The following is a 20,433-nucleotide window of genomic DNA, read 5'->3' on the forward strand; positions in this document are numbered from 1 at the left end:
ATCGCGTGGAAGGCGGGGGAAGCGTGGGCGGCGGGCTTTCTGTTGGCTAGCTTGTGCGGGTGGCGAGGGCCTTGATTAGGCGAGTGATGGGGCTTTCGGCGTTGTAGGCGGTGGCCAATTCGTGGAGGCGGTCGGGGGCGGCGGGGGTGGTGGGGAGGGTGTCGGGGCGGGAGAGTTCGACTTCGGCGTCGCAGACGACGCGGACTACGGGGGCTGCTGCCTTCAAATAGTCTTCTGCCGCACGGAGTTTGGCGCGGATGCCCTGGGCGAGGTCGGCGTCGGGGTCCTCGACGGCGGCGACCAATGCTTCCAGGGAACCGAATCGGGTGATCAGCAGCGACGCGGACTTCTCGCCGATGCCTGCTACGCCGGGCAGGCCGTCCGAGGCATCACCGCGCAGAGTGGCGAGATCCGCGTAGGCGCGGCCCGCATTCTCCAGTGGCACACCGTATTTGGTGGAGACCTCGGCCGGGCCGAACAGCTCGGCCTTGGCCAGGCCGCGTCCCGCGTAGAGCACCCGCACGGGCGGCTTCGGAGTATCGCGGACGAGTTGCAGCAGGTCGCGGTCGCCGCTGACGACCACCACATCGTCGGTGGTCTCGCGGGTGGCCAAGGTGCCGAGCACGTCGTCGGCTTCCAGCCCCTCGGCGCCGCCGGTCGCGATCCCGGCCGCCGCGAGCACCTCCAGGATCATGTCGACCTGCGGGGTCAGCGTGTCCGGCACCGTCTCGGCGCCCGGACCCGCGTCGGCGGAGGTATCGAGCCGGTGCGCCTTGTACGACGGCACCAGTTCGACACGGAACGTGGGCCGCCAGTTCAGATCGAGGCATACCACCAACCGACTCGGCGCATGCTTTGTGATGAGCGACGCGACCATATCGGTGAACCCGCGCACCGCATTCACCGATCGCCCGTCCGGCGCGGTGATCTTCTCGGGAATCGCGTGGAAGGCACGGAACCACAGGCTCGCCCCGTCCAGGAGCAACAGCGGTCCACCGGAGGTCGCAGCAGAAGTCACGCGCTGAGGCTACCTCCCACTCCTGACAAACTCCCGATGATCCGGCCCCGCCGTGAGCGCGCCACCCGGCATCCTCACTCGAGCCGATCGGGTCCCCACTCGACGACTTCGCCGTCGCGGACCCGGTTGGCCCATCGCGCATCGTGCAACCGGTCAGGGGCTGCCCGAGGTACCAGGCGGGTGTGTGAAGAAGGTGCGGATCTGCGCAGCGGAGTTGGGGTGCTCGGGTTCGCGTGAGCGGGTCAAACAGGTAACGTCGGATGAATGAGCTCGCATACGGATTCCAGGTTCGCGGCGGACGTTTACGGTAAGCGGTTGGAGCGGGCGGTGGAGCTGATGCGGGCCGCTCATCAGGACGCTTTGTTGATCACGCCGGGCCCGGATTTGCGGTACCTGATCGGGTCCGCGGCCGATTCCTTCGAACGCCTGACCTGCCTGGTGATCCCCGCCGACGGCGCGACCCCCTCGGTCGTGATCCCGAAACTGGAACTGGCCTCGCTGGAAGGATCCGCGGCCGGCGAACTCGGCCTGCAGGTCCTGGACTGGGTCGACGGCGTCGATCCGTACGGCCTGGTGCAGTCCGCACTGCACGTCGGCTCCCGGGTGGCCGTCGCCGACGCGATGCCCGCATTGCACCTGATCCCGCTGGCCAAATCGTTCACCGGCCTGCCCGCCTCCGCCACGCCGGTGCTGCGCGAACTGCGCATGATCAAGGACGCCGCCGAGATCGACGCGCTGCGCCGCGCCGGTGCCGCCATCGACCGGGTGCACGCGCGGATGAGCGATTTCCTGCAGGTCGGACGTACCGAGGCCGAGGTCGGCGCCGATATCGCCGCCGCCATTGTCGAGGAGGGCCACACCGAGGCCGCGTTCGTCATCGTCGGCAGCGGCCCGCACGGCGCCGATCCGCACCACCACGACTCCGAGCGTCGCATCGAGTCCGGTGACGTCGTGGTCATCGACATCGGTGGCCCGGTCGACCCCGGCTACTACTCCGACTCGACCCGCACCTACGTCCTCGGTGAACCCGACCCGAAGATCGCCGCCGACTTCGCCGCCCTCGAACAGGCCCAGGCCGCCGCCGTTGCCGCCGTCCGTCCCGGCGTCACCGCCGAGTCCATCGACGCCGCCGCCCGAAATCCGTTGACCGAAGCCGGTTTCGGTCCTGCCTTCGTGCACCGCACCGGCCACGGCATCGGTCTCTCGGTGCACGAGGAGCCCTACATCGTCGAGGGCAACGACCTGATCCTGCAACAGGGCATGGCCTTCAGCATCGAACCCGGCATCTACTTCCGCGGCAACTGGGGCGCCCGCATCGAAGACATCGTCGTGGTCACCGAAGACGGCTGCGAGTCCATGAACCTGCGGCCGCACGGGCTCACTGTCCTGTAGTCGGTCAATCCCCGCCCGCACCCAGGAACGCGCTCGCTCTGGCAGCCCAGAGCGAGCGCGATTCATTTGGCGGCTCAGAGCCTTTGGAACCGGACCTACCCCTGCGTCAGGCAGCGGAAGGTGTTCGGCCGTCCGCGAATCCGCACCTGTAATACACCTCGAGCGAGCTGCTTGATGGCTCAGCGGGGTCCTGCGGCATGGCGGCTCGGATGCGTGTGCGGTGATGAGAGACGGCGGCGTCAGGTGCGATCCTCGCCCCTTGTGCGGCATCGAAATCCGCTGCCAGGATCCGCAGTATGCAGTGGTGTTACTGCGGGGCGTCGGCGGATGGGGTGACGAGGGTGGAACTGGACAGGACGCGTTGGACTCCGATCGCGATGACCACTCGGGTCGGGTTTTCGCGAGGAACTCGGTAGCGGCCCGCGTAGCGCGTTTCTGCCTCGGCGACGGCGTCCGGGGCATCGAGCACGGTGGCCGGGCCCTCCAGGGTGAGCCAGCGTCGTCCCTCGACCTGGCTCACGGCCGCGTAACCGCCCCGGCGTACATTGCGCACCTTCGCTGACCCGCCATCGGTGATCACCCTGGCGATCCCGGCCTCCGGGTCCCAGGTGAATCCCACCGCGACGACATGTGGTGTCCCATTGGCACGCAACGTGGTCAACGTCGCGAGGTGCCGCTCGATGACGAACTCGAGCGCGGCGGGAGAAAGCTCTACGGTCTGCGTCGGCATCCCCCGACCGTAGCGGCAGGCCCAGGGAGAGTCCGCAGGGGCTTGGCCGGTGGGGTGCGGCGGCTGAGTGGGGGTGGAATGACAGACTTAGCGCATGGGATTGCGAGGGATTGCCGAGGGGACGGTGCTGCTGCTCGGCGGGCGCAGCGAGATCGGGCTCGAGGTCGCGCGGCGGCTGGCACCGGGGCAGGTGGTGATTCTCGCGGCGCGGCGCAGCGGTGATCTGGCGGCGCAGACCGCTGCGCTCACGGACGGCGGGGCGGCGGCCGTGCACTGCGTGGAGTTCGATGCCGACGACATGGCGAACCATCCGGCGTTCTTCGAGAAGATCGCGGCCGAGTACGGGCAGATCGGGGTGGCGGTGCTCGCCTTCGGCGTGCTCGGCGATCAGGCTCGGGCCGAACAGGATCCGGCCCACGCGATCGCCGTCGTGCACACCGACTACGTCGCCCAGGTCAGCGTGCTCACCACGCTCGCGAATCTGCTTCGCGCGCAGGGTGAAGGACAGCTCGTCGTGTTCAGTTCGATCGCAGGTGTGCGGGTCCGCCGGGCAAACTATGTGTACGGATCGGCTAAGGCGGGCCTCGACGGCTTCGCCAGCGGACTCGCGGATGCGTTGCACGGCACCGGCGTTCACCTCCTGCTGGTGCGCTCGGGCTTCGTCATCGGCCGGATGACCGAGGGCATGGACCCGGCGCCGTTCTCCAGCACTCCCGACCAGGTAGCCGCCGCGGTGGTCAAGGGACTGCACAAACGTGCGGGAGTCGTCGTGACGCCGGCCATCCTTCGCGTCGTCTTTTTCGCGATGCGCCTGATGCCCCAAGCGATCTGGCGCCGGATGCCACGGTGAGCGCTCGGCGGCGCAACACGATCCGGGCGGCGACGCCATGTCGCGCCGTGGCTCCCGCGGACCCTGCCACCGGAGACGTACGTGCTGATGTGCTGAGCACTGTGGCATGTCACCTGCGATCTGACGCCCAGAGCGCAGTCGGCCGAGTGCGGGCTGGTGCCCAGCGAGCAGCTTCAGTCGATCGGACACTGTCGTCGCAATCTCGAGTTCGACGGATCGGCCGGCAGTCGCCGGCTCGGGTTGCCCGTGCGGCGGGCGGCAGGGCAATAGCCGACGTGTGGGCCGCCCGACCTCGCGAACTGGGTGTCCTGTCGAATATGGCTGGTGTCGAAGCAATTTCGACGACCAGCGGGGCGACGCGTGCGCTCGAGGTGGCGGCTGATCGCCGCATGGCGCACGCGCTGACAGGTGAATGCGGATGACGGTGGTGTGGTCGGGGCCGCCGGTGGTGGTGGCAGGGATCGGTGCTGACGGATGGGATGGGCTGAGTCGGTCGGCACGGGAGGCGATTACGTCCGCCGAGGTGATCTTCGGGTCGGTGCGGCAGCTCGGTCTTGTGCCGGAAGGGGATTCGGTGGGGGAGCGGGTGGTGTGGCCGTCGCCGTTGGTGCCTGCGTTGGCTGGGTTGTTCGAGCGTTATGCCGGGGCGCGGGTGTGTGTGCTGGCCAGCGGGGATCCGATGTTTTATGGGATCGGGGTGACGTTGGCGCGGTTGCTGGGGGCAGCGGCGCTGAAGGTTCTGCCGCAGCCGTCGTCGGCGTCGTTGGCGTGTGCGCGGTTGGGGTGGGGGTTGGCGGAGACGCCGGTGGTCAGTGTGGTGGGGCGGGCATTGGAGACGGTGCTGCCGGAGCTGGGTGATGGGCGGCGGGTGTTGGTACTCAGTGCTGACGAGCAAACGCCGGGTCGGCTGGCGGAGTTGTTGGGGCGCACTGGGTTCGGTGATTCATCGGTGACGGTGTTGGAACAGTTGGGTGGTCCGGCGGAACGGATCGAGGCGGGGATCGCGAAGCAGTGGCAGCGGCCCGCGGGGGATCCGCTGAACATCGTGGCGATCGAATGCGTCGCCGACCCGAAACGTGTTCGGGCGACCCGATTGCCCGGCCTGCCCGACGAATTGTTCAGCGGCGACGGTCAACTCACCAAGAACGAGGTACGTGCGCTGACCCTGGCCGCATTGGCACCCGCACCCGGGGAACTGCTGTGGGACATCGGCGGCGGCTCGGGCAGCATCGCCATCGAATGGTGCCGTACGCATCCCAGTTGCCGCGCACTCACTTTCGAACAACTCGAACGTCGGCGACGCCAGATCGCGGACAACGCCGCCACTTTGGGCGTCCCGCACATCACTGTGTACGGCGAAGTGCTCGCGGAATTGCACAGCACCGCCGAATTCCCTTCGCCGGACGCCATTTTCCTCGGCGGCGGCCTCACCCAGCCTGGCCTGTTCGAGACATGCTGGTCGCAGCTGCGACAGGGCGGCAGGCTCGTCGCCAACGCGGTGACCGCGGAATCCGAATCGCTGCTGCTCAGCTGGGCAGCCGGCTACGGCGGCACGTTGCGGAAGTTTCAGATCTACCGGGCCGAGCCGCTGGGATCTTTCACGACGTGGCGCCCGCAACTGCCGGTCACGCAATGGTCAGTTGTGAAACTGCACAGTGCATGATCGCAAAATGAGGTCCACGGATGAGATGACTGCACCCCGGCAGGTAGGGTCGGGGCCGAGATCCGGTCATGATCGGAAATCCGGTTCCTGATGGGGAGATAGATGAAATACAAGAAGTTTGCCGTTACCGCACTTTTGGCCATCGCCGCGACCGGCGTCAGCGCCGGTACCGCGTATGCCGCGCCCGTTCCCGCGCCGCCCGCCGCGCAGGATCAAGCCGCCGCACCGACTGTCAAGGGCCAGGACCAGGGCATCAGCTACGCCCTGCAGCTGGCCGACGCGGGCAAGTCCGTCGTCACCAACGTTACCGGCGGTGCGTTCAGCCTGGCCACCGACAAGCAGTCGGTCACCTTGACGAATGCCGCGGGTGAGACCGTCACCACCATTCCGCTCACCCAGACGGCCAAGGGCGAGCCGGTGGCGATCGCCGCCACCATCGCCGACGACGCCAGGCAGCTGACGCTGACCCCGCAGGTCGCGCCGACCGCGAATGCCCCGGTCGCCGCCGAGTTCATCGGCGCGCAGGACTGGTTCTTCGCCGAGTTGCAGCGCAGTTCGCTGGGCGCGCTGGTCGGCGGATTGATCGGCGCCGCAATCGGAATCCTGTTCTTCGGTGTCGGGATCCTGCCCGGTGCCGTGCTCGGCGCGATCATCGGCCTCGCCGTCGCCGGCGGGCCGTCGCTGCTGAACGCGGGCATCGCCTACTTCAGCGGCCAGCCCTGAAAACCCTGATTCTGGGCGGTACCCGGGAAGCCCGGGAACTCGCCGCCATCGCTGCCGGCGAGCAAGGATTCGACATCGTCTCCTCGCTCGCCGGTCGCGTTCGTGACCCTCTGTTGCCGGTCGGCGCGGTCCGCGTCGGCGGTTTCGGCGGGGTCGAGGGTCTGCGGGAATGGTTGGTGGCCAACGAGATCGAGGCCGTGGTCGACGCCACCCATCCGTTCGCGGGCGTCATCAGCGCGAATGCCGCTGCCGCTGCGGCGGATCTGCCGCTCGTCCATCTTCGCCGACCCGGCTGGTCCGAACAATCAGGTGACCAGTGGATTCGGGTACCCGATCTCATAACCGCCGCGAAAACCGTTGATGAGCAGGGTGATCGCGTCTTCTTGACGATCGGCCGTCAGGGTGTCGGCGCTTTTGCCGAACTCACTCGCCCCTGGTTTCTGATCCGCGCCATCGATCCACCCGAGGGCGCGTTACCACCGCAGCACGAATTACTGCTCGCCCGTGGGCCTTTCGCGGTCGACGACGAAACCCGGCTGCTGACCGACCGGCGCATCGACCTCCTCGTCACCAAGAACAGCGGCGGCGATCAGACCGATGCCAAGCTGAGCGCCGCTCGTTCGGCGGGCCTGCCGGTCGTCATGATCGACCGGCCGCCGCTGCCCGAGGGCGCCGTGGTCATGGAAAGTGTTGCCCAGGCCTGGGATTGGCTCCGCTCAGTTGCCCAGTAGCTCGGGTAGCCGGTCGAACCAATCGAGTACCGCGCGTTCGTATCCGATGCCGAAATCCAGCGTCGCGCGGGCGAAGGCGGGCATGCAGCTGGGGTCCTCGGCGAGGTACCTGGTGAGTCGCTCCTGGTGAATCTCTTTGTTGGCGGCGATGATTTGATCGAGATGCGGTCGGTCGAGGTGGTCGCCGAACGCAAGTGTCAACAGCAGTGGGATGCGGATGTTTTCGCCGCCGGGGTCGCGAGCGATCCATTCCAGGAAGGCTTCCCGCCCCGCGTCGGTGATCAGATAGGGAGTGCGTTCACGAGCGCCCGGCACGCCCTTCTCGACCAAGCCTGCTGCATCCATGGCGCCGAGTTCCCGGTAGACCTGGCTTTGCGTGATCGTCCAGAAGTCGCCGATGCGTTGTTGGGCCTGGGCTACCAGGTCCCAGCCGGACATCGGTCCTTCGTGCAGAAATCCGAGCAGCGACGCGGCCGTGGAGTTCAACGGCTTGCGGCTGGTCGCGGTGTTCGTCAACCGACTGCTCCCTTCGCTCTCAACCTTCCATAATGGAATGTTATACGAACGTGCGCCGGATCCTGCCGCCTGGCCTACGTACTGGCCAGCTGATCGAGACGGGCAAGCACCAGCGCCATGCCCTCTGCCAACCGCGCTTGCCCGAGGCGCAGTTCGGCGAGGTCCTCCTCGATTTTCTCGGTGCGCTCCTCGATCCGGTCGATGCCGTCGAGCGCCTTTCTGGTGAGAGCCGCGAGTTCGCTGAGAACGTCACCCTGCTCGTCGAGTGCTTGTTCGCCGGCAGTCGCTCGGGCCTCCAGGGCTCGGGCGCGCAGCGTCAGCTCCGACAGTGTCGCGGCCAAGATCCCTCCAATCGTCAGTGCGTCAGGAGATCTTACGCGTCGGGCGAGGTCGCGTCGCCTGTGCGTGCGTAGCGCCGCGAGGTGTAAACGCGGACTCCCTGGTCGGTTTCCAGCGTCGCGGTGGTGGAGGCGCCGATGATCACCAGGGTGCGCATGTCGACGTCGGCCGGGTCGAGTTCGCCGAGCGGCACCACGCGCACCGACTCCGTCGGCCCGCCGACATCGCGGCCGAGCACCACGGGCGTGTCGGGCTTGCGATGCTCCAGCAGCAGGTCACGCATGGCACCGACCTGCCAGGTGCGCTGCGACGAGGCGGGGTTGTAGACGGCGATCGCCATATCCGCGGCGGCCACCGCGGAAAGGCGTTGGGCGACAACCTCCCACGGCTTGAGGCGATCCGAGAGGGAGATCATCGCGTAATCGTGACCGAGCGGCGCGCCGACCCGGCTGGCCACCGCATTGGCTGCGGTCAGACCCGGCAACACTTGCACCGGCACACCACGCCACTGGGGATCGGCGGCCTCCTCCAGCACCGCCGCCGCCATCGCGAACACCCCCGGATCACCCGACGACACCACCGCGACCCGCGCGCCCCGCCTGGCCAGATCCAGCGCCATGGCGGCGCGCTCGGACTCGACGCGATTGTCGCTGGCATGCCTGCGCTGGCCGGGGCGCGACGGCACCCGGTTCAGATAGGTGGTGTAACCGACGAGATCCGTTGCGGCGGCGAGTGCTTCGTGCACCTCGATGGTCGTCCACTCGGCCGCGCCGGGACCGAGGCCGACGACGACAACTCGACCAGGTTGATCCGCGCTGCGTTCCGGGGCGGCATTTTCGGCGAAATGAGGGATAGGCGAGCCGGATTCGGCAGAACTCGTGAGCAGCGCGGAATCCTGGGCGGCCCCGCGCCGTTCGGTCGTGGACGCATCGACATGCGAGGCGGCCCGCTGCTGACCGCCTGGTGCACGAGAGCTGATCGTCGCTGAGTCGCGGTGCTTCGGGTGGGGTTCCGCTGCATGCGGATTCGCGTGCTCGGCGTGGTTGTTCGTCGACTCGTGCTGCTTCACCGCAGGTTCCGTGTCCACGCGGGGGAGTCGGGTGGTCGGGGTCGGGCCGGGGACGAGGGTGATGGCGAAGTAAGGGACGTCCGCGTCGTCGACGTCGGCGGCGCGCAGCACGCGTTGGCGGGTGCTGCTGGCGCGTTCGACGTAGTAGGCGTCGGCGAGGCGACCGGAATCCGAAAGGGCTTGGCGCACACCGGGGTAGGTGCGGCCGAGCTTCATGATGGCGGCGGCCTCGGTGTCGCGGAGCCGACGGGTGAGCTCGTCGACCGGCATGGTGCCGGGCAGGATGGTCAGCACCTGCTCGCCCTCGACCAGCGGGGTGCCGAGCGCCGCCGACGCCGCGCTCACCGAGGTGATGCCCGGAATGATCTCGGCCTCGAACCGATCGGCCAACCGTCGGTGCATGTGCATGTAGGAGCTGTAGAACAGCGGGTCACCCGCGGCGAGCAGCGCGACCGACCGCCCCGCCGCCAGATGCCCCGCCAGTCGCTGCGCGGCCTGCTCGTAGAACTCGTCGATCGCACCCTGGTAGCCGCCGGGATGGTCGGTAGTCTCGGTGGTCACCGGGTAGACGAGATGCTCCTCCAGCTGTCCCGGCCGCATATACGGCGCGGCAATCCCTTTGGAGATACTCCGCCCATGCCGCGCACTGTGGAACGCGATCACATCGGCCTCGGCGATGACCCGCGCCGCCTTGACCGTGACCAGCTCAGGATCGCCGGGCCCAAGCCCCACACCCCACAATTTGCCTGGCACCGTTCGCAATTCGGCCTCCGCCGACATAGGGGCGTCTATCGCCGGTGCGCCGCGCATTGTGCCGTCGATGGACTGCCTGCCAGAGTCGTGGGCATTGCCGTCGAGCTGCGTGCCGCTCGACGCCGCACTGCCGGATTCGAAGGTTGCCGCCTCCGAGAAGGGACCGCGCGCAGGGGCATCCGTGGCTTGCGCGTCGTGCCTCGCCATTGCCGAGCTCGTGCCGCCGAGCTGCCTGCCTCCCAAGTTTTCTGCGCTGTCCGCATCGGTCCGCGCCGACTGGTCGCTGTGCGTCCGATCCGTCATTCCTGTTCGCTCGCAATCGCATTCAGCGCAGAGGCGGTGATGGCGCTACCGCCGCGTCGGCCGCGGACGGTCAGGAACTCGACACCGCCGAAATCGATCAGTGCGTCCTTGGATTCCGCGGCACCGATGAAGCCGACGGGGATGCCGAGGATGGCGGCCGGTCGTGGCGCACCCGCGTCGAGCATGTCGAGCAGGTGGAACAGTGCGGTCGGCGCGTTCCCGATGGCGACGACCGCGCCGTCGAGGTGCTCGCGCCAGAGCTCGAGCGCCGCTGCGGAGCGCGTATTACCCATGCCCGCAGCGAGTTCCGGCACGCGCGGATCGGCGAGCGTGCAGATCACCGGATTGTCGGCGGGCAGCCGCTTACGCGTGACACCGGAGGCCACCATGTTCGCGTCACACAGAATCGGCGCCCCCGCCCGCAACGCCGCCCGCGCCGAAGCCACCACGCCCGGCGAAAACGCCACATCCCCGGCCAAATCCACCTGACCGCACCCGTGGATCATTCGCACCACCACCTGCGCTACATCCGGCGGGAACCCACCGAGATCCGCCTCCGCGCGGATCATCGCGAACGAGCGCCGATAGATCTCGGCCCCATCGGTGAGGTAGCTGGCACGCACGTCGGACATGCGGTCCACCCTAGGAGGTCGGCTCCCGGCCAGGTCGGCGCGGGTAGCTGGTGCAACCGGTTCGGCGCGGCAGTGGTGTGCCCGCACGGAACCAGTTCCGTGAACCCCGGGCAGGTTGGGCGCGGCCCATCAGTGGCGTGTGAACCGTCGAGTTCGACCGCCCGCTGAGTCGGACGGCCGTCAGGTGCGGGGGCGTTCGAGGATGCGGGACATCACGATCGAACTGCGGGTGCGGCCCACGCGGGCGTTCTCGCGGATTCGCTCGACGGTCACCTCGATTTCGGCCATGTCGGTGGCCATCACGTGGATCAGGGCGTCGGCCTCGCCCGCGATCGTCCACACGCCGACGACCTGCGGGATCGGTTCGAGTGTGCGGCGCAGTTCGGCCGGGGAGATGTTGTCGCGGTAGTACACCTCGACGTACGCCTCGGTCTTCCAACCCATCGCCGCCGGATTCACCATCGCGGTGAAACCGGTGATCTGTTTGCTCGCGACCATCTTGTCGACGCGCCGTTTCACCGCGGGTGCGGTGAGGCCGACCGCGCTGCCGATTTCCTGAAACGAGGCCCGTGCCTGTCTGAGGAGATACTCCAAAATCCGCCGATCGATGTCGTCCACGTCACACTCGCTTCCTCATTGCACAACGATTCGGTGTTTCAGGGCCAATATGCGCAACGATTCGTTGTTCCTGGCGCAATAGTAGGCGAATTACGGTCGTGTGAGCCGCAAAATCGCGCCGACCTACGGGAGACACGTTGACGTCTGTAGCCACCCTCCGCGCCGAGTCCATCGCTCGTAAGTCGTTGCCGCGACGGTTCGTCATGTGCCGTCCGGACTACTTCGAGGTCACCTACTGCATCAATCCCTGGATGGATCCCGATGCGCCGGTCGACCGCGCCCTCGCCCTGCTGCAGTGGGAAACCCTGCGCGCCACCTACGAGGAGTACGGGCACAAGGTCGACGTGGTGCCCGGCGTGCCCGGCCTGCCCGACATGGTGTTCGCCGCCAACGGCGGCCTCATCGTCGGCGACCGCGCGATGTCGGCCAGGTTCACCCATGTGCAGCGGGCCGCCGAGGGCCCGGCCTACCACAACTGGTTCGCCCAGCACGGCCTCGCCGGACTGGTCGAGGCCACGGAGATCAACGAGGGCGAGGGCGACTTCCTCCTGGTCGGTGCGCGGATGCTGGCCGGCATGGGCTTCCGCAGCTCGCTCGCCGCGCATCAGGAAGTGGCACAGCACTTTTCACGCGAGGTGGTGTCGCTGGAGCTGGTCGACCCGCGCTTCTACCACCTCGACACCGTCCTGCTGCCCCTCGACGACACCACCATCGCCTACTTCCCGCCCGCCTTCAGCGCGGCGAGCCAGGCGGTGCTCACCGAGCTGTTCCCGAACGCCATCGTCGCCACCGACGCGGACGCCGAGGTCCTCGGATTGAACGGTGTCTCCGACGGATTGAACGTCTTCCTCAGCAACAAGGCCACCGCGCTCACCGAAGCCCTACGCGCCCGCGACTACAACCCCATCGGCATAGACATGTCAGAACTCCTCAAGGCCGGCGGCAGCGTCAAATGCTGCACCCTGGAAGTCCACGAGTAACCGCTCCATTACCGCAAATCTGCACTCCCTCTCGGGATCAGCACCCAGAATTTGGCCCTATTGCGAGTGCAAATCCCGAGAGAGAGTGCGGATTTTGGCGAATGGCGGGCAGTCGGGAGCGGTGGCGGTCAGGCTGTCGGCGTCGGGGATTGGCGGTAGCCGGTGTTGGTGGCGACAACGTCGGTGACCGTGCCGCGGGGGCGGCCGCAGCGGCGGTCGCAGCCGGACCAGTGTTGGCGACCGGCGACCGTCACCTTGTCTGCGGCGAGGATCGGGATGTCCTGGTGCGTAGGCGGATTCGGTTCCGCCGGAAGCACGCGTCCCGATTCGACGGCTGCCGTCACGTCGGCGCGGACATCGGTGAGCGACTTCGCGCAACCGGGACGTCCCGCGCAGGCGCTGACCTGTAGCCAGGGGGAGTTGGCGTCGAAGATGAGGTCCATCGGGGCGAGCACGCGGACGACCTGCTCGGCGGTCCATTCGTCCATATCGGTGATGACCAGGCTGCGCCACGGAGTGATGAATACGGGACGTTCGATGGCGGCGATGAATTCGGCGGTACGCGCGGGCAGGGAGCCGAGACGAACTCCGGCGCCGAGGCTGACCAATCCGTTGTCCTGATCCAGCCAGCCGATCGGAATATCCTGGGCTGCAACGATTTCCACTCGATCAGCACCGCGGGTGCGGGCAAGCATCTCGGCCACCCGCTCGGCGCCGCCCTCGATGTCGTGGAGACGCCACTGGCTCGCGTCATCGCCACGCAGGTCGAGAAACCCGTGTGCGGCGGCGAGCATCACATTCACTGCGTCGGCGGCCGAGATCCGAATGCCGGTGTCCCGTCCCGCGAGCAGTAGCGCGAATTCCGCTGCGCCCGTGGCATGTACGCCGATATCGCCACTCAGCCCGCTGACGTCGCCACGCCCGTCATCGAGCGTGAACAGCACCCGCCCGGGCAACTCGGCCAGGCGCGGCGCGGCCAACAGTCCGGCATCGAGCGCCGGAACCAGCGTATGCACATCCGCCGAACCACCGATCCGACCGGACAACGGCGAGGCGACGATATTGCGCACCCGCTCATGACTGTGACTCGGCAACAACCCGGCCGCATCGAGCCGATCGGTCAGCGCCCCCGCATCCCGCACCTGCCGCAACTGAACGTTCCCCCGCGACGTCAGCTCGATATTCCCGTCCCCGAGCTCCCGCGCCGCCTCCGCCAGCACCTGCAACTGCTCCGGCGTCACCCGCCCGCCGGGCACCCTTATCCGCGCCAGCGGCCCATCGGCTGCGTCATGCAGCCGCAGCACGCCGGGACAGGAATCCGGAACACGTCGAGTCATAGTCCATCCAGCGTACGTACCCCTGCCGACCAGCCAACCACCCCGGCTCGGGGTGAGCGAGAGGCGGCCGGACGACACTGTCGCTAAGGTGAGACATATGTCTGAAATCTCTACCCTGGCAGATCGACTCGCGATCATCGACGTGATCACCAGGATGTTTGTCTACACCGATCAGCGCCGCTGGAATGACCTGGTTGAGGCCGTTTTCACGCCGAAGGTCGATTTCGACGGCGGATTCGGCGGCCCGGTCGGCGAGCGGGCCGCGGCCGATATCGTCGAGGACTGGCGGGTAGGGCTCGCCGACCTGGACGAGCTCCATCACCAGTCCGGAAATCACCTGATCGATCTGGCGGATGACACCGCCGACGTCCACGCGGACGCGATCGCGGTACACGTGAAGAACTCCGCCACCAACGGCAAGACCCGCACCTTCGTCGGCAGTTACGCCATCGGCGCCGAGCGAACCCCGAACGGCTGGCGCGTCAACAAGTTCCACTACCTCCTCAAAGTCATCGACGGAAACGCCGATCTGACCTGACTCGCCCGATCAGTGACGGGTTGACGCCAGCTCCGCGGCGACGGCGTCACCCGCGCTTGTCCGCGGCCGGCCCGGCGCCCACACGCCCACGACGACCGCCGCGGCGAACGCCAGATAGCCAAGGGCAAGGCAGGATTGCTGGGCGCCGTGGATGAAGGCTGCCTTGGCGAATTCGGCCAGCGGCTGGGCCTGCGGTCCCGCCCGGTCGGCAACCTGCAGGGCGGCGGCGAGCGAGTCGGCGACCGGACCACGGGCTACTTCGGGAAGCCGGGGGAGTGCGGGCGCGATGCGATCGCTATATCCCGCGGCGAGCATGCTGCCGGCGACCGCGATGCCGATCGCGGCCCCGACCTCGCGGGCGGCATCGTTGACAGCCGCTGCCACGCCGTGCTTTTCGATGGGTGTGCCGGCGATGATGGCGGCAGTCGCTGGGGCAGTACACAATCCGAGTCCGGTGCTCATGACCAGCAGCGGCCAGAGCAGGTCGAGATAGGTGCTGTCGACGGTCAACCGGGACACGGCAACCAATCCGACGCCGAGGACAACCAGCCCGGCAAACGTCGGCCACCGCAACCCGATCCGGTCGGCGACCCACGGCGCGACCGCCGAAATCGCCACCATCGGAACGACCATCGGCGCCATCGCCAGCGCCGACGTCAACGGCCGATACCCGAGAATCAACTGCAGAAACTGCACCAGCAACATGAAAACGCCGAAGGTGACCAGGAATTGGATCGTCACCGACATCGTGCCCGCGGCGAACCCGCGCCTGGCGAACAGCCGCACATCCAACAGTGGTTGCGCGACCCGCAATTCGACAACGGTGAAGATCGCTGCGGCCAGCAAGCCACCGACGAACATCGCGACCACCAGCGGATCCAACCAACCCCGGGCTGGCGCCTCGATCGCCGCCACCACGATCAACCCGACCGCTGCCGCCGACGTGACCGCGCCCCACGGATCCATCGCGGGCCGCTCCTGATCAACCGATTCGGGAATCGTGCACCCGGCGAGCATGAGCAGCGCTCCGGCCACCGCCATCGCGAGGAAAACCGACAGCCACGACCAACGCTCCAGCAACAACCCGGAACCGAGAATTCCGAGCACCGCCCCCGCCCCCGCGACGCCTGCCCACAACCCCACCGCATTGCCGCGCCGAGCTTCCGGAAACCCAGCGGTCAGCAGCGACAGCGTCGACGGCATCACCAGCGCGGCGCCGACCCCCGCGACGGCACGCGCGCCGATCAACCAGGTCGGACTGTCGAACAGCAGTGGCGTCGCGGAGGCCAGCGCGAACACGGACAACCCGACGACCAGAACAATCCGGCGCCCATACCGATCTCCGAGCGCGCCCGCGGGCAGCACCAGGCAGGCCAACGCCAACGTGTACCCGTCGACGATCCAGGTCAGCTGTTGCTGGGTGGCGCCGGTGGCCGTGGCGAGCTCGGGCAACGCCGTATACAACGCCGCCATCGACCCGACGACCAACGCCACCGCGGCACAGGAGAGCACCAACATCCACCGCTGAGTAGCGGACAACCGCGTGGAATCCATCGAGCCTCCTGATGAAATAGAACTATCAGTATCGCTACGCTACTATCAGTAGCATAAGTCTGCTGGGTGGCGATACCCCCGACGAAGAAGGAATGCTTCGACCCATGACAGATGACGTCGACCCCCGCAAAGTGCGCTCCCGCGCGCGCTTGCTCGACGCCGCGGCCGCACTGCTGAAATCCGGTGGCGTCGAGGCGGTCACGGTCGAGGCGGTCACCCGCATGTCCAAGGTCGCCAGGACCACGCTGTACCGGCATTTCGACAGCGCCATGCACCTGCGCGCCGCCACCCTCGAGCGCCTGCTGCCGCCGGTCATCGAGGCGCCGCCGGCCGGGGAGCTGCGTGACCGGCTGATCGAATTGCTCAGCAGGCAAGCCGAAGTCGTCAACGAGGCGCCGCTGCAACTGTCCACGCTCGCCTGGCTGGCCACCGGCACCGAGCACGGCGAGGACGGGCCCGCCCTGTCGTCGCTGCGGCATCGGCTGCTGCTGCAGTACCGCCAGCCGTTCGATGAGCTGCTCGACACTCCCGAAGTCCGTGCCCAGCTCGGTGAATTCGACCTCGAACTCGCGCTGACCCAACTCGTCGGACCGATCGTCTTCGCCAAACTGATCGGCATCGAGCACGCCACCCCCGCCGACTGCGCCCGCATCGTGGACGACTTCCTCGCGGCCCGCGCGGCGACCGCCTGAGTGGAACCCGACGGCACGGCAGGTAGCATCTGCATGCTCGACGGGCGACGAGGAAACCGGTGGAAATCCGGTGCGGTCGCGCCACTGTGAAAAGCCAGACCCTCTCCGGCGAGCAGCAAACCCCGATGGGCGCGTAACCCGAGGAAGGCCGTCACCTGTGATTCTGCTGCTGTCCACGTCCGACACCGATCTGCTGAGCGCCCGCGCGAGCGGCGCCGCGTACCGGTGGGGCAACCCCGCACGGCTGCTGGTGGACGACCTGCCCGCGCTGCTCGACGGCGCCGATCTGGTGGTCGTGCGCATCCTCGGCGGCAAGCGCGCCTGGGAAGACGGCCTCGACGCGATCCGCGCCAGCGGCGTGCCGATGGTGGCGCTCGGCGGCGAGATCGCGCCGGACGCGGAGCTGATGGAGTGCTCGACCGTGCCCGGCGGTGTCGCCGCCGACGCACACAACTACCTGGCCGCGGGCGGTTCGGACAACCTGCTGCAGCTGCACAACTTCCTCTCCGACACGGTCCTGCTGACCGGCCACGGCTTCGAGCCGCCGGTGCAGCTGCCGAGTTGGGGTGTGCTGGAACGGGTTTCGGCCGAGCCGCGCGCCGATCAGCCCACCGTCGCGGTGATCTATTACCGCGCACAGCATCTCGCCGGGAACACCGGTTACATCGACGCCCTCTGCCGCGCGATCGAAGACGCGGGTGCGCGCGCACTGCCGCTGTACTGCGCCTCGCTGCGCACCGCCGAGCCGGAACTGCTTGCGACACTGCGCCAGGCGGACACCCTGGTGGTGACGGTCCTCGCCGCGGGCGGCACCAAGCCGGCGACCGCCTCGGCGGGCGGCGAGGACGAGGCCTGGGATGTCGGCGCGCTCGCCGACCTGGATGTGCCCATCCTGCAAGGCTTGTGCCTGACCAGCGGCCGCGAACAGTGGGCCGCCAACGACGACGGCATGTCGCCGCTCGACGTCGCCACCCAGGTCGCCGTCCCCGAGTTCGACGGCCGGATCATCACGGTCCCGTTCTCCTTCAAGGAGTTCGACGCCGACGGTCTGTCCACCTATGTCCCCGACGCCGAGCGCGCGGCCAGGGTCGCGGGCATCGCGGTGCGCTACGTGCGGTTGCGGCACATCCCGGCCGACCGCAAGCGCGTCGTTTTGATGCTGTCCGCCTACCCGACCAAGCACGCCCGCATCGGCAACGCCGTCGGCCTCGACACTCCCGCGAGCGCCATCCGCCTGCTCACCGAAATGCGCGCCGCCGGTTACCACCTCGGCGAGCCAGGGGAGATCCCCGGCCTGGACGAGCAGAACGGCGATGCCCTCATCCACGCGCTGATCGCGGCGGGTGGCCAGGATCCGGACTGGTTGACCGCGGAACAGCTGGAGGGCAATCCGATTCGGATCGGCGCGGCCGCCTACACCGCGTGGTTCGACACGCTGCCCGAGGACCTGCGCGAAGCCATCATCGAGGCGTGGGGTCCGCCGCCCGGCGAGCTCTACGTCGACCGTTCCGCCGACCCGAAGGGCGAGATCGTCATCGCCGCTTTGCGTTTCGGCAATGTGGTGCTGATGGTGCAGCCGCCCCGCGGTTTCGGTGAGAATCCGGTCGCGATTTACCACGACCCCGACCTGCCGCCGAGTCATCACTACCTCGCGGCCTACCAATGGGTCAGGTCCGCTGAGGGTTTCGGCGCCGACGCGATGGTGCACCTCGGCAAGCACGGCAATCTGGAATGGCTGCCCGGCAAGACGCTCGGCATGTCCGCCTCCTGCGGCACCGATGCCGCCCTGGGCGACCTGCCGCTGATCTACCCGTTCCTGGTGAATGACCCGGGCGAGGGCACCCAGGCCAAGCGCCGCGCGCACGCGACCCTGGTCGACCACCTGATCCCGCCGATGGCCCGCGCCGAAAGCTACGGCGACATCTCACGTTTGGAGCAACTGCTCGACGAGCACGCCAACATCTCCACCCTCGACCCGGCCAAGCTGCCCGCTATCCGCCAGCAGATCTGGACGCTGATGCGCGCGGCCAAAATGGACCACGACCTCGGCCTTGCCGAGCGCCCGGACGAGGACGTCTTCGACGACATGCTGCTGCACGTCGACGGCTGGCTGTGCGAGATCAAGGACGTGCAGATCCGCGACGGCCTGCACATCCTGGGCCAGGCGCCGGCGGGGGAGAGCGAGGTCGACCTGGTCCTCGCTATGCTGCGCGCCCGCCAGCTGTGGGGTGGCGAGCGGAACGTACCCGGTCTGCGCGAGGCATTGGGGCTGGACGAATCCGGTACCGAGGTCCGCGGCCGAGTGGACGTGGTGGAGAGCCAAGCTCGCGGACTGGTCGCCGCACTGCAATCGGCCGACTGGTCGGCGGACGCGGTCGACCGGCTCGTCGACGAGTTCGCCGACTCGCTCCTCGCGACAGCGGATGGCTCCCGGCCCACTGCACAATCGACGGCGCAGGCCGAGACCTCCGCCGCCGAGCCGTCTGCCGCCGCACACCCAGACCTCGCCGAGGCGGGCGCTGTCCTGTCCGCCGATCCCCGCCTCACCGCCGTCCGCGACGTACTCCGTTTCGCCGCAACCGAAGTCGTCCCCCGTCTCCGTCAAACCGGCATCGAGATCGACCGGGTCCTACACGCTCTCAACGGCGGCTTCATCCCGGCGGGGCCCAGCGGCTCACCGCTGCGCGGCCTGATCAACGTCCTGCCGACCGGCCGCAATTTCTACTCGGTCGACCCGAAGGCCGTCCCGTCGCGCCTGGCCTGGGAAACCGGTCAGGCCATGGCGGATTCGCTGCTGGAGCGTTATCTCGCCGACCACGGCGAATACCCGCGCTCGGTGGGTCTCTCGGTGTGGGGCACCTCGGCGATGCGCACCTCCGGCGACGATATCGCCGAAGTCCTTGCCCTGCTCGGTGTCCGGCCGGTGTGGGACGAGGCGAGCCGCCGCGTCACCACCCTCGAGGTGATCTCGCTCGATGAATTGTCCCGTCCCCGTATCGATGTCACGGTGCGCATCAGCGGTTTCTTCCGCGACGCGTTCCCGCACGTGCTCGCTCTGCTAGACGACGCTGTGCGCATGGTCGCCGAACTCGACGAGCCCGCCGAGTCGAATTACGTTCGCGCGCATGCCGAGGCCGACCGGGCCGAGCACGGCGACGCCCGCCGCGCCACCACCCGCATCTTCGGTTCCAAGCCGGGCACCTACGGCGCGGGCCTGCTGCAGCTCATTGATGCCAAGAGCTGGCGCACCGACGATGATCTCGCGCAGGTCTACACCACCTGGGGCGGCTACGCCTACGGCCGTGACCTGGACGGGGCACCGGCCGCCGACGACATGCGCACCGCGTACCGCCGAATCGCGGTGGCGGCCAAGAACACCGACACCCGCGAGCACGACATCGCCGACTCCGACGACTACTTCCAGTTCCACGGCGGCATGGTCGCCACCGTGCGCGCGCTCACCGGCAAGAACCCCGAGGCCTATATCGGCGACAGCACCCGGCCCGACGCGGTGCGCACCCGCACGCTCTCCGAGGAGACCGCCCGGGTCTTCCGGGCCCGCGTGGTGAACCCGCGCTGGCTGGAGGCGATGCGCCGGCACGGCTACAAGGGCGCGTTCGAGATGGCCGCGACGGTCGACTACCTGTTCGGCTACGACGCCACCACCAATGTCGTCGCTGACTGGATGTACGAGAAGCTCGCGGAGAGCTACGTTTTCGATGACGTGAACCGCAAGTTCATGGAGCAGTCCAACCCGTGGGCGCTGCACGGCATTGCCGAGCGGCTGCTGGAGGCCGCCGAGCGGGACTTGTGGGAGCACCCGGAGCAGGCGACACTGGATCGATTGCGGCAGGTCTACTTGGAGACCGAAGGGGAATTGGAATAGCCGGAAAATCAACCCCCCAATTGTTGGGGGATTTGATGAATTGTGCGATCTTGCAAGGCAATTCAATCTTCGCGCAACTCTCGACAACGCTGTTGCCGAGAGCGCATGA

The 20,433-nt window shown here is 67.9% G+C and carries 18 protein-coding genes; 9 read left to right on the forward strand and 9 right to left on the reverse strand.

Annotation, left to right across the window (positions count from 1 at the left end; genetic code table 11):
• Positions 1 to 46 precede the first annotated feature (46 nt).
• Complete coding sequence (locus ABZ942_RS34045; protein ID WP_357389366.1) at positions 47 to 1,018, reverse strand: 5'-3' exonuclease; 972 nt, start codon at positions 1,016 to 1,018, stop codon at positions 47 to 49.
• Between the two features lie 264 nt (positions 1,019 to 1,282).
• On the opposite strand from ABZ942_RS34045, the gene ABZ942_RS34050 reads away from it, so the two are divergent.
• Positions 1,283 to 2,410 carry a Xaa-Pro peptidase family protein gene (locus ABZ942_RS34050; protein ID WP_357389368.1) on the forward strand — a complete coding sequence of 376 codons (1,128 nt, stop codon included), beginning with the start codon at positions 1,283 to 1,285 and terminating at the stop codon, positions 2,408 to 2,410.
• Between the two features lie 307 nt (positions 2,411 to 2,717).
• Here the strand turns inward: ABZ942_RS34050 and ABZ942_RS34055 are convergent, their stop codons facing one another.
• Entirely contained in the window at positions 2,718 to 3,140 is a 423-nt protein-coding gene (locus ABZ942_RS34055; RefSeq protein ID WP_357389370.1) for a PPOX class F420-dependent oxidoreductase, read from the reverse strand.
• A 94-nt stretch (positions 3,141 to 3,234) separates the two neighbouring features.
• Here ABZ942_RS34055 and ABZ942_RS34060 point away from each other — a divergent pair, with 94 nt between their 5' ends.
• The 4 genes from ABZ942_RS34060 (at position 3,235) to ABZ942_RS34075 (ending at position 7,107) form a co-directional block, all read left to right on the forward strand.
• Complete coding sequence (locus tag ABZ942_RS34060; RefSeq protein ID WP_357389373.1) at positions 3,235 to 3,990, forward strand: SDR family NAD(P)-dependent oxidoreductase; 756 nt, start codon at positions 3,235 to 3,237, stop codon at positions 3,988 to 3,990.
• 412 nt (positions 3,991 to 4,402) lie between these two features.
• A complete protein-coding gene (cbiE, locus tag ABZ942_RS34065; protein ID WP_357389375.1) occupies positions 4,403 to 5,653 on the forward strand; it encodes a precorrin-6y C5,15-methyltransferase (decarboxylating) subunit CbiE in 1,251 nt (416 codons plus the stop codon).
• Positions 5,654 to 5,755: 102 nt separating this feature from the next.
• Positions 5,756 to 6,376, forward strand: a complete 621-nt coding sequence (locus ABZ942_RS34070) for a hypothetical protein (protein WP_357389377.1) — start codon at positions 5,756 to 5,758, stop codon at positions 6,374 to 6,376.
• Positions 6,373 to 7,107 (forward strand): cobalt-precorrin-6A reductase, encoded by a 735-nt coding sequence (locus tag ABZ942_RS34075; protein ID WP_357389866.1) that lies wholly within the window; start codon positions 6,373 to 6,375, stop codon positions 7,105 to 7,107. Before ABZ942_RS34070 ends, ABZ942_RS34075 begins: the two co-directional genes overlap by 4 nt.
• On the opposite strand, the gene ABZ942_RS34080 is transcribed toward ABZ942_RS34075, so the two are convergent.
• From ABZ942_RS34080 to ABZ942_RS34100, 5 genes are all read right to left on the reverse strand, one after another.
• Positions 7,093 to 7,623 (reverse strand): PadR family transcriptional regulator, encoded by a 531-nt coding sequence (locus ABZ942_RS34080; protein ID WP_357389379.1) that lies wholly within the window; start codon positions 7,621 to 7,623, stop codon positions 7,093 to 7,095. The two genes, ABZ942_RS34075 and ABZ942_RS34080, sit on opposite strands and share 15 nt — an antisense overlap.
• A 74-nt stretch (positions 7,624 to 7,697) precedes the next feature.
• On the reverse strand, positions 7,698 to 7,964 hold the full coding sequence (locus ABZ942_RS34085; protein ID WP_357389381.1) for a hypothetical protein: 267 nt from the start codon (positions 7,962 to 7,964) through the stop codon (positions 7,698 to 7,700).
• Positions 7,965 to 7,996: 32 nt separating this feature from the next.
• Positions 7,997 to 9,811 carry a precorrin-2 C(20)-methyltransferase gene (locus ABZ942_RS34090; RefSeq protein ID WP_357389868.1) on the reverse strand — a complete coding sequence of 605 codons (1,815 nt, stop codon included), beginning with the start codon at positions 9,809 to 9,811 and terminating at the stop codon, positions 7,997 to 7,999.
• Positions 9,812 to 10,083: 272 nt separating this feature from the next.
• Complete coding sequence (locus ABZ942_RS34095) at positions 10,084 to 10,719, reverse strand: precorrin-8X methylmutase (protein WP_357389383.1); 636 nt, start codon at positions 10,717 to 10,719, stop codon at positions 10,084 to 10,086.
• A 180-nt stretch (positions 10,720 to 10,899) separates the two neighbouring features.
• A complete protein-coding gene (locus ABZ942_RS34100) occupies positions 10,900 to 11,337 on the reverse strand; it encodes an Lrp/AsnC family transcriptional regulator (protein WP_357389385.1) in 438 nt (145 codons plus the stop codon).
• A 137-nt stretch (positions 11,338 to 11,474) separates the two neighbouring features.
• On the opposite strand from ABZ942_RS34100, the gene ddaH reads away from it, so the two are divergent.
• Positions 11,475 to 12,317: a dimethylargininase gene (ddaH, locus tag ABZ942_RS34105; protein WP_357389387.1), complete on the forward strand. Its 843-nt coding sequence runs from the start codon at positions 11,475 to 11,477 to the stop codon at positions 12,315 to 12,317.
• Between the two features lie 128 nt (positions 12,318 to 12,445).
• On the opposite strand, the gene ABZ942_RS34110 is transcribed toward ddaH, so the two are convergent.
• The gene (locus ABZ942_RS34110; RefSeq protein ID WP_357389389.1) at positions 12,446 to 13,654 is read right to left on the reverse strand and encodes a precorrin-3B synthase; all 1,209 of its coding nucleotides are present in this window, start codon (positions 13,652 to 13,654) and stop codon (positions 12,446 to 12,448) included.
• A gap of 97 nt (positions 13,655 to 13,751) precedes the next feature.
• On the opposite strand from ABZ942_RS34110, the gene ABZ942_RS34115 reads away from it, so the two are divergent.
• On the forward strand, positions 13,752 to 14,192 hold the full coding sequence (locus ABZ942_RS34115; RefSeq protein WP_357389391.1) for a nuclear transport factor 2 family protein: 441 nt from the start codon (positions 13,752 to 13,754) through the stop codon (positions 14,190 to 14,192).
• A 9-nt stretch (positions 14,193 to 14,201) separates the two neighbouring features.
• On the opposite strand, the gene ABZ942_RS34120 is transcribed toward ABZ942_RS34115, so the two are convergent.
• On the reverse strand, positions 14,202 to 15,746 hold the full coding sequence (locus ABZ942_RS34120) for an MFS transporter (RefSeq protein ID WP_357389393.1): 1,545 nt from the start codon (positions 15,744 to 15,746) through the stop codon (positions 14,202 to 14,204).
• 104 nt (positions 15,747 to 15,850) lie between these two features.
• Here ABZ942_RS34120 and ABZ942_RS34125 point away from each other — a divergent pair, with 104 nt between their 5' ends.
• Together ABZ942_RS34125 and cobN are read left to right on the forward strand one after the other, a co-directional pair.
• Positions 15,851 to 16,438: a TetR/AcrR family transcriptional regulator gene (locus ABZ942_RS34125; RefSeq protein ID WP_357389395.1), complete on the forward strand. Its 588-nt coding sequence runs from the start codon at positions 15,851 to 15,853 to the stop codon at positions 16,436 to 16,438.
• 157 nt (positions 16,439 to 16,595) lie between these two features.
• Positions 16,596 to 20,324, forward strand: a complete 3,729-nt coding sequence (gene cobN, locus ABZ942_RS34130) for a cobaltochelatase subunit CobN (RefSeq protein ID WP_357389397.1) — start codon at positions 16,596 to 16,598, stop codon at positions 20,322 to 20,324.
• Positions 20,325 to 20,433 lie beyond the last annotated feature (109 nt).

Source organism: Nocardia sp. NPDC046473, assembly GCF_040645995.1.
GTDB lineage: Bacteria > Actinomycetota > Actinomycetes > Mycobacteriales > Mycobacteriaceae > Nocardia.